The sequence below is a fragment of the Legionella tunisiensis genome, from assembly GCF_000308315.1.
In the GTDB taxonomy this organism is placed as follows: Bacteria; Pseudomonadota; Gammaproteobacteria; order Legionellales; family Legionellaceae; genus Tatlockia; species Tatlockia tunisiensis.
The window spans coordinates 1-8,879 of record NZ_CALJ01000093.1 but is presented as its reverse complement, the minus strand read 5'-3'; the positions used below and the strand labels follow the sequence as shown (position 1 = coordinate 8,879).

Here is an 8,879-nt window from a genome sequence, read left to right as displayed (position 1 = left end):
CCACCTTAAACCCGGTGAAATATCGCTTGCTCATCACGGTGTTTTATTTCTTGATGAATTACCCGAATTCCATCGACATGTTTTAGAAACCTTACGCGAACCCTTGGAGTCAGGAACTATTTCTATTTCCAGAGCAGCAATACAAATGGAGTTTCCCGCCAAATTTCAGCTTCTTGCTGCAATGAATCCTTGTCCCTGTGGCCAATGGGGAAACCCTCAAGCCGATTGCCTGTGTACTCCTGAACGCATTAACCGTTATCTGGCCAAGCTTTCCGCCCCCTTACTGGATAGAATTGATATGCAGATTACTATTCAAGCTTTACCACAAGAAGAATTAATTAAACCCAATACAATTGAAAGCGGCCAAAGTATAAAAATCAGGCAGCGAGTGGAAAAAGTCAGGGAAATTCAACTCCAACGACAGCATTGCATTAATGCTCAATTAAGTACAAAAGACTGTGAAACAGTCTGCGCCCTGGAACAAGAAGAATTGGCATTCTTAAGCCAAGTGATGAGTCGTCTCAAATTATCTGCTCGCGCCTATCATCGCTTGTTGAAAGTAGCGAGAACGATCGCCGATATGAATGAGTCTGAAAAAGTTACCTTGCCGGCTCTACAACAAGCTTTATCATTTAAACAGACACTGCAAGCACCTAAATAACAAGGTAGGTCGGCAAGGAGCTTTTCATGACTAGAAATAAACCAATGATTGATTCTCAGCTTTTAATCAAAAGCCGACGTTGCCTTATTCAGAGCGTAGACTAACCGAAATGTTAATTCCGGCGTCGTCAATATGATCGATTACAAAACATTATAAGGCCAGCAACGTCAGTAAATAATCCCGCTTCCATGCAACACGCTTCAGCCTGGATCTTACACTGCGTTTCTTCTCTCCAGCTGTTTTATTTTTATGAAGCTTAGCAATAGCCGTTTAGTTCTTGCAAAATTTTCAGTTCAACGTGCTTATGATGCAGCTAAAGAACTTCATGTACCCCAAATTTTATCTGAAGAATCTAAGAAAAATTTTGTATGGAATTAAATCAATAATTATAAATGGGAAAATTCTTTTCCAAATCCATGTGGGGACATTATTCGTAACTTTGCGATTTTATTGACTCACAAAAATGGAAATTCCTATATGCTAAATTTAAAACCTATTACTGGGGTTTACATAGATTTATTCATGGAATCGTTATTTAAATTCATTTCTTGTTCTGATTTTACGTTTTCTTCCTTCATCATATTTAATCGTTCTTTTATGCTCTGATTTTTAACATATTTTTGCTCAAAACGATATGTCCCCTCAAAAAATTTTCGAATGGTACTGTGGGTATTTGATGGTTTATCCACCCCATCCTGTCGTTTATACATGACATCCATAAACTCTTGAGAGTTAATAGAAGTGCTCTTTATCTTATTCCAATCATCAATATTTTCCATACTTTGAATATCCTGCACCAGAAGAGACAATTTCGTTGTTTTGTCTATTTGCTCCTCTCTGCTACCCTGTTTCCTAATATCGCTCTTGAGTCTAGCTAATTGTTCTCCCATTTTTTTAAAAGCATCCGAGTTAAGAACTTGTTTTTTAAAGTCTTCAAATTCGTATTCTTGTGGTTGGGTACTTATTCTATGCTTGCTTTGATAAAATCCTAGACTCTCGCCATATGAAGAAATCCTTGGTATTTTATTTTCTTGTATCTTTGTATTCGATGATTGAGGGTTTAGCTTGGAAAGAGAATTAATTTTATCCTCAGCCTCCTTAACGTAATTAATATAAGTTTCAGCATCCAGAGCTGCTTTTTCTTGAAGCACTCCCATATCCTCATGTTGATCTGATGAATAAACAATAGATAGCAAGTCGAGTCGATTCCTGTAAAAACTCTCCGTGCACATCTCATTTTTTTGGCAACTTCAAGCCAAAATAATGAATCGCTAACCTCCTCAGGCTTCCCTGAAATTATAGCTTTCTCAATGTTGTTCTGAATTTCTTCAAAATTAAAACTAGACTCTTTCTTTTCTTTCATAAGTAAATCCTCTTACATAGGACGAAAAGTCGAAGTTTAATACATACAGTATATTTATAGCGCACCGTGGCTAGACAGAAAAATTGGAAATAATTTGCAGGCATCGAGCTTGCATAAAATAAAACAGTCTGAGGCTAAGAAATGCAGTGTAAGATCCACACTGAAGCGTGTTGCATGGGAGCGGGATTATTTACTGACGTTGCTGGCCTTATAATGTTTTGTAATCGATCATATTGAAGACGCCGGAATTAACATTCCTTTGCGTCTGCGCTCTGGACAAGGCATCTTATTAATTATTTAGAGTAAATATTATTCATTAAATGAGTTGCTTGTTGGTGGGATTGCCTAAGTAATTTAAGTAATCTCGCGCAAAGGCCCTAATACTGTGCTAAGGCTTCGAGACGGCGCATAGCGCGCCTCCTCAGCCCGAACGGTCTGGGTTAATCACAAAACATAGCGGCCACAATAGTAGAAATGATAACAACGAGGAGCTGCTCCCATTTCGCTAACCTGAGTCACTATGCTTTGACAGCCGAGCATCGCAGCGCAGCATACATAATATAAGTATGTGAGCAGCGAAGCGCAGGATATCGAAGCATAGCGGCCAGGATAGTAGAAATGGGTGCAGCTCCGGATTAGAAGGGGCAATCGGTTGGCATTACTACTAAATCTCTGATACAAATCCTCTGCGGCAGCTTCCAGCAAAACATAATAATCTCTGCTAACTCGTCCGGCATAAGAAAAGTAGGATTACCCAACAATTCACAATATTCAGCAAAACTGATCCCCATATTGGCGTGAATATTTGTCTTAACCAGGCCAGGAGCAACATTAATAATACGAACATTATTTTTAGCTTCGGCCATTTGCAAACTCTCAGCAATACTTCGTATTGCATGTTTACTGGCATGATAACTTACAGCCGTCGGATAAGGTTTTCGATCAGCAATTGAACTGATATTAATAATGGTGCCTGATTTTCTAGCTGACATATCAGACAAAACAATTTTTATCCCATTGATCACCCCATTGATTAACACTTCAACTTCATAATGCGTTTTCTCAATTGGAATATCTCTAAATTCACCCACGTTGACAAAACCAGCGTTGTTAATCATACATTCGGTTTTGCCATATTTTTTTCTGCATCACGGACTGCGATTTCGAACCGTTCATAATCAGTAATATCAAGTGCTGCATACATCACTGAACGCCCTTTTAGTTCAGCAAGCGGTTCAATATGACGACTGATCAATAAACAGGGATAACTTTCCTCTGTAAAACGAATGGCTAAAGCTTTACCGATACCGGCACTTGCACCAGTAATCACAACAAGCGGTTTTTTATTTTTCATGTTTCATTCCCTTGAGTGCTCTCTTAACTATAGATTATTTTGTCCGGCATGAGGGGGAATTTAATTAATACCTGTTAGCCAGTAGAGAGCTTGGATGACATTGGTCAAAATGTCAATGAGATCAGAGAGCATGTTCGTGAACAAATTGCTACAGGATTTTGAGAAATTACAGTTAAATAAGCTCGTACAGATGCTGCGCAACCACTCACCTATTCGCTCTCAGCATTGGCTCTCACAATTCCATTTTGACCATAACAATTTTTGCACCAGAACCAAAATATGCCTCCCAGGATTCATCATTAGAAGAGTATTAAGTTTTCGTTAAGTTTTGATGTGTATCATTAGTGTTCATAAATTGAACAGAACGATATCTTAGCAAGCGAGGTTACTATTATGCGAAGTAAATTTCCTTTTGAAATGAGCTTTCTATCTAAATCTAAAAAGGGTTTTACATCTAAATCTAACGGGATGAACGCCAACAACAAAATGGGAAAAAATATCATCAAAAAATACAGGTGATAAAAAACATCTACCAGTCATAAAAGGTAATCTTTCAGCAGGGAAGCCAAAAAATTGGTTTCCGGTTGTCCAAGTGGAACAATATGATAGAAGAGATGATAACGGTCATCACAATCACCATGATCAACAATACAAGAATATTTCAGCTGAAACTGTATTTGATTTTCTTGGATTCTGCACCGGTGTAGCTATGTTGGCTGTAATTTTTTCACTCATTAAGGAAGCCAATAAACCAAGAGAAACTCCTATCATTGCTAAAGCGATTGATGGTTATGATGAGGTAGCTGAAGATTCGCAGACAGGTAAGAAAGGAACACTTAATGGCGGACTGTTATCCCAGAATGATGAAATATACTTGGTTAAGGGGGCGCAAAGTAGAGAGCAGTTAATCCGTGAATTTGTTATTAGCACTGCATTAAATCTCATTGACTCTGAGGCTCAGCCAAAATCTGCTTTACATCATACTCGATTAGATAGTGACTCCGCTCAATATCGCACGATGTCTCATATTAGACCTAAGAGCATGGATCTTGAAGATTTTATATCTAAAAATAATTGGCAAGAACGGTTGCGACAAAAACCCCTAGTAGGTTTTGAAAGAGCACTCGCTTTTGTTGGCCTTATAGCAGGTCAGCAAGACTGTAAATTTAGTAACATGATCATTACAGAATATGACCATTATTATGTGGTAGGCGTTATTGATCATGAACTATCTGGCGTATCTTTTTGGAAAGCGTTTAATCGTCGTGAATTAACAACCGATTTCAATGGGTTGATTAGCTATATACGTGACTTGCATGCCAACAATGGTCCTCATGATAAGCCTGTTGGTATGACTGGTGATCCACGGGCACACGAGTTTGCAAATTTTGCACTCAATCGTTCTATGGATAAACAAGCGATTGTAGATTTATATCTAACCATAGCGACCAATGATTTCATAACACCTACCATTGCTAAACTTGAAGAATTAAGTGAATTAACTGATTTGGTGAATCAAAGTGATATCCGTTATTGGAAGAAAGAATTGACAATGTGGCAACAACAAGCGAAGCAATTTGTTGTTTCACATGAACAGGAAAAAAGTCAAAGTAATACTTTTCGTGTATAATAAAAACAATTTATTTTATCTAACTGTATTGTAAGGAGTTATAATGTTTTTTAAAGATGAAAAGAGCAATAAAATGGAAGGAGGATCTAAATCTGAGGAGCCTCATAATAATCCACAAAGGGTCACTCCAAAATACATTTTTTCATCTAATGAAGTAACTAAAATATCTGATAAAGAAAAAGGGGCTCTTAGCGGCGAAGTAGTTCAGTCTAACCAAAATGACTCAATTACGAGCCCCCCCTTTAATTAAATTGATAGCTGCAAACAATGGGCTTGAATTACGAGCATTGGGGAAAAATGCGAACAGCTTAATAACCCGCAGCTAGAAAACGGCTTGACACATACCGCCTTACTCTTTGGTTAACGCGTCAAGAATAGCCATCCGCATAAAAACACCATTCTCAACTTGTTGTAAAATACAAGACTGTGGTCCATCAGCAACTTCACTATCGATTTCCACACCACGGTTCATAGGTCCTGGGTGCATCACAATTGCATCGGGCTTAGCATATTTCAGGGCATCTTGAGTCAGCGCATATTCGGCCCGGTATCGTGATAAATCGAGATACTCATTTTCCAATAAACGCTCACGCTGTACTCGCAAACAAACGATCACATCCGCTTCTTGTATACCGTCCCGTAGAGAAGAAGTCACATGACCAAAATGTACCGTTTGTGGCTGCCAAATATCAGGTGCTACCAAGGTTAACTCCCCAACTCCCATGCTCTTACAAACCCATTGCAAAGAATTTGCTACACGGGAATGAAAAATATTACCCACAATCGCGATTTTTAATTGGTTAAGATTTGGTTTTCTTTCAACGATAGTCATTAGATCAAGCATCGCCTGACTAGGGTGCGCATGCTTCCCATCACCTGCATTAACAATATGCACCTGGTTTCCTAAAACATCTGCCAACTGCTGTTGCAATCTATCTTGGATATGTCTAATGATAAATAGTTTAATTCCCATTGCTGCCAAAGTTTTGATAGTATCTTCAATGATTTCACCCTTGGCTTCGGATGAACTTTGCAAATCCAAATTAATGACTGGCATGGATAATTGCTTTGCTGCCAATTCAAAACTAACCCGTGTACGAGTGCTATTTTCATAAAAAGGTTAGCTACGCTGGTTTGGGTATAGGAAGGGTATTGTTTATTGTGTTTAAAATAGAGTGCTCTTTCTAAAAGCGAATCAATTTGAGAACGGGAGAGCTGACTAATTTCTAAAAATGCTGCATGGTACTCACTGTCTGCTAAGAGTGCTGTAGCCACTGCTCAAGAATAATACAGGCAGCGACACTATCGACTTGGGATTGCTTTATTTTACGATATCCCCCTTCGGCAAACAACTGAGCGCGTGCTTCAACAGTAGACAAGCGCTCATCAACCAAATGTACGGGGAGTAAAAAACGCTTGCGTAGTTGACGCGCAAAACTACGAGCGGCAGCTGTCGTGTACTGCTCGCTATCATCAATACAAGTTGGCAACCCCACAATCAAAGCTTGCGGATGCCATTCCGCAATTATTTTTTGTACTGCGTCCCAATCAGGCACGCCAAGTTTTGCATCCAATGTAGTTAATGGGCGTGCACTGCAGGTAATTTGTTGTCCAACAGCAACTCCGATTCGCTTATAACCAAAATCAAATCCTAAATAAACGCCATCAGGCATTGAGGAAACTCCGTACTAATACAAGTAAAATTTATCAAGCATGTCCTACATTGGAAGTTAATTGGCCCATTTTGACGCCAATGGTCATTCCAGCATACTCCCAGCGCTCTGAGAATGGCACTTCATAAAGTAGCTCTGCAGAATAAGGGCAAACTAACCAAGCATTATCCATCACTTCTTGTTCTAATTGATTTTCACCCCAACCAGCATACCCTAAAGTCACTAATGCATCTTTAGGGCCTATATCAGCTGCTATTGCCCGAATGATATCATTTGAGGTAGTAACGGTCACGTCGTCACGCAGCACTAAACTGGAGCGCCAACCGCCTAGTGGGCGATGAATGACAAAACCACGTTCCGGTTGAATAGGACCCCCAAATAATAAAGGCTTTTGATTTTGCTCGATTCGAATCGGTTCAATTTCCATCTGCTCAAAAACCATACCAAGGGGATATTGCATCGGACGGTTGATTATCAACCCTACCGTTCCTTGTATATGGTGTTCACAAATGTAAATTACAGAGCGTTCAAAATTGGGATCCGTCAATGAGGGCATAGCTATCAGCAGATGATTGGCCAATGAAGTATTGATTGGCATAGTACGCCTCCAATAATCCCTGTAAGTTAATTTAAGTATATACTAAATAAATCATTTATATGGAAAAAACTCTAGAATTTTTTATTCACCATCAATGATTTTTTACCTTTTTTCCTTATGATTTTTTAATCAGTACTTTACTGGGCTTGTTTTGTTTTGCTGTTATTAAATTAATAAAAGAGGATATAAAAAATTTCTTAAAACTCGACTGCTTTGATCATCATATTAAGAAAATTTGATTACAATACTTGAGGAGAAAATATAGAACAATTGAAAAATAATAACTGGATAAAACAAGGTTCCCTTAGCACACCGCTCATAGCTTACAGAGTACAAACTATCGACGACGTCCTTTAAGAAAATAAGTACACATCTTGCCTTTGCCTTTCACTTCAATTTCATCTCTTTCTTCAATGATAAACTGTTCTTCCAATAGTAATGCCATTTTTTGCGTAATCTGAATTTCTCCGGGAATATTTGTTGTTTCCATCCGGCTTGCGATGTTAACTACATCACCCCAAACATCATAGATAAATTTTTATGTCCAATCACTCCGGCGATCACTGTTCCATAGGTCATTCCTATACGGATTTGCAACTCTACCTTATGAATTTGAGAAAATGTTTTTACTTTGTCTTTTATAGCCAGCGCAAAATCAGCTATACGAAAGGCATGATCAGCTGCAGGCTCAGGAATTCCTGCAGCAGCCATATAAGAATCCCCAATTGTTTTAATTTTTTCAACACCATATTTTTGTGCCAAATCATCAAATTCGTCAAAGAGGTTTCCTAAAATGTCAAACATTTTGTTGGTGCCTATTTTTGCCATCAGGGCCGTGAAAGACACGATATCACAGAAAAGAATACTTGCCTGAGGGAATTCATCAGCAATAATTTTTTCACCTCTCTTAAGTCGCTCTGCAATGGATACTGGGAGGATATTAAGAAGAAGAAGTTCATTCTCTTTAGCGGCTCTTGCAATTCTGTGTAAGGCTTTAATAATAGAAATCAACATAATAATTGTGGAGAGCACTGAAAGAATGATAGCAATAGAAATGACCCGAGTAATTTCATGTGAAAGTTCTTCATTTCTTTTAGTTGTTCTTTCCCTAATTTTTTCGAAAAACAACTGAATGGGAGCCATAATGTTTGCTTTTTCCTTCATATAGTTCTTGCCAAAAACTAAATCGATAGCAAGTTTTTTATCGGGTTCTCCCTGAATGGCATATTGACCACTCCCGGTATCAAATTTTCCTTCGACAGCGTTTATAGCCTTAAGTTCAATTGCAGTCAGTGCATCACTCTTTTCTTGCGCTTGTCTTAGCAGTTCAAACTCCTGAAGAGAAAAACCCTGATCTATCATCATCTGAACTAATGATTTTGCCTTTTCATAGGGTCTTGGTCTTTTATCATCCAACACCAGGTCCCAATAAACACTATCGTAGTCTTTTGGGCGTGGACTTGTACCATTACGAATAGAAATGATTTCATTAAAATGATCAAGGTACCTTTTGTCCGCTGTTATCACGTAAAGACGAACCATCTTTGTCAAATCATCTGATGATATTCGGAGTTCTTGAGCAATACGATAAGATTCGTAG

At 38.5% G+C, this 8,879-nt stretch carries 6 protein-coding genes and 3 pseudogenes; 3 read left to right on the top strand and 6 right to left on the bottom strand.

The window, feature by feature from the left end; translation table 11 throughout:
* The coding region (locus BN58_RS06955; RefSeq protein WP_019216217.1) for an ATP-binding protein at window positions 1–661 on the top strand (661 nt) is incomplete at its 5' end.
* 506 nt (window positions 662–1,167) lie between these two features.
* Here BN58_RS06955 and BN58_RS06945 read toward each other — a convergent pair.
* Together BN58_RS06945 and BN58_RS22905 are read right to left on the bottom strand one after the other, a co-directional pair.
* Window positions 1,168–1,818 (bottom strand): hypothetical protein, encoded by a 651-nt coding sequence (locus BN58_RS06945; RefSeq protein WP_156812411.1) that lies wholly within the window; start codon window positions 1,816–1,818, stop codon window positions 1,168–1,170.
* 841 nt (window positions 1,819–2,659) lie between these two features.
* A pseudogene (locus BN58_RS22905) lies at window positions 2,660–3,378 on the bottom strand (SDR family oxidoreductase).
* 592 nt (window positions 3,379–3,970) lie between these two features.
* Between BN58_RS22905 and BN58_RS06935 the strand changes: the two are divergent.
* Both BN58_RS06935 and BN58_RS06930 read left to right on the top strand, forming a co-directional pair.
* Window positions 3,971–5,008, top strand: coding sequence for a hypothetical protein (locus BN58_RS06935; RefSeq protein WP_019216214.1), 1,038 nt, complete (start codon window positions 3,971–3,973; stop codon window positions 5,006–5,008).
* Between the two features lie 43 nt (window positions 5,009–5,051).
* Complete coding sequence (locus BN58_RS06930; protein ID WP_019216213.1) at window positions 5,052–5,258, top strand: hypothetical protein; 207 nt, start codon at window positions 5,052–5,054, stop codon at window positions 5,256–5,258.
* Between the two features lie 99 nt (window positions 5,259–5,357).
* Here the strand turns inward: BN58_RS06930 and BN58_RS22900 are convergent.
* From BN58_RS22900 to BN58_RS33240, 4 genes and pseudogenes are all read right to left on the bottom strand, one after another.
* Window positions 5,358–6,283 (bottom strand): annotated as a pseudogene (locus tag BN58_RS22900) (aspartate carbamoyltransferase catalytic subunit).
* Window positions 6,265–6,681, bottom strand: a complete 417-nt coding sequence (gene ruvX / locus BN58_RS06920; RefSeq protein WP_019216211.1) for a Holliday junction resolvase RuvX — start codon at window positions 6,679–6,681, stop codon at window positions 6,265–6,267. Before ruvX ends, BN58_RS22900 begins: the two are co-directional and overlap by 19 nt.
* Window positions 6,682–6,715: 34 nt before the next feature.
* Window positions 6,716–7,279: a YqgE/AlgH family protein gene (locus tag BN58_RS06915; RefSeq protein WP_019216210.1), complete on the bottom strand. Its 564-nt coding sequence runs from the start codon at window positions 7,277–7,279 to the stop codon at window positions 6,716–6,718.
* 337 nt (window positions 7,280–7,616) lie between these two features.
* A pseudogene (locus BN58_RS33240) lies at window positions 7,617–8,107 on the bottom strand (adenylate/guanylate cyclase domain-containing protein).
* Between the last annotated feature and the right edge of the window lie 772 nt (window positions 8,108–8,879).

Excerpts from the sequence above, each read along its gene's own strand:
- BN58_RS06945 (WP_156812411.1), bottom strand. The coding sequence starts at position 1,818 with ATGGGAGTGCTTCAAGAAAAAGCAGCTCTGGATGCTGAAACTTATATT.
- ruvX (WP_019216211.1), bottom strand. The coding sequence starts at position 6,681 with ATGCCTGATGGCGTTTATTTAGGATTTGATTTTGGTTATAAGCGAATC.
- BN58_RS06915 (WP_019216210.1), bottom strand. The coding sequence starts at position 7,279 with ATGCCAATCAATACTTCATTGGCCAATCATCTGCTGATAGCTATGCCC.
- BN58_RS06930 (WP_019216213.1), top strand. The coding sequence starts at position 5,052 with ATGTTTTTTAAAGATGAAAAGAGCAATAAAATGGAAGGAGGATCTAAA.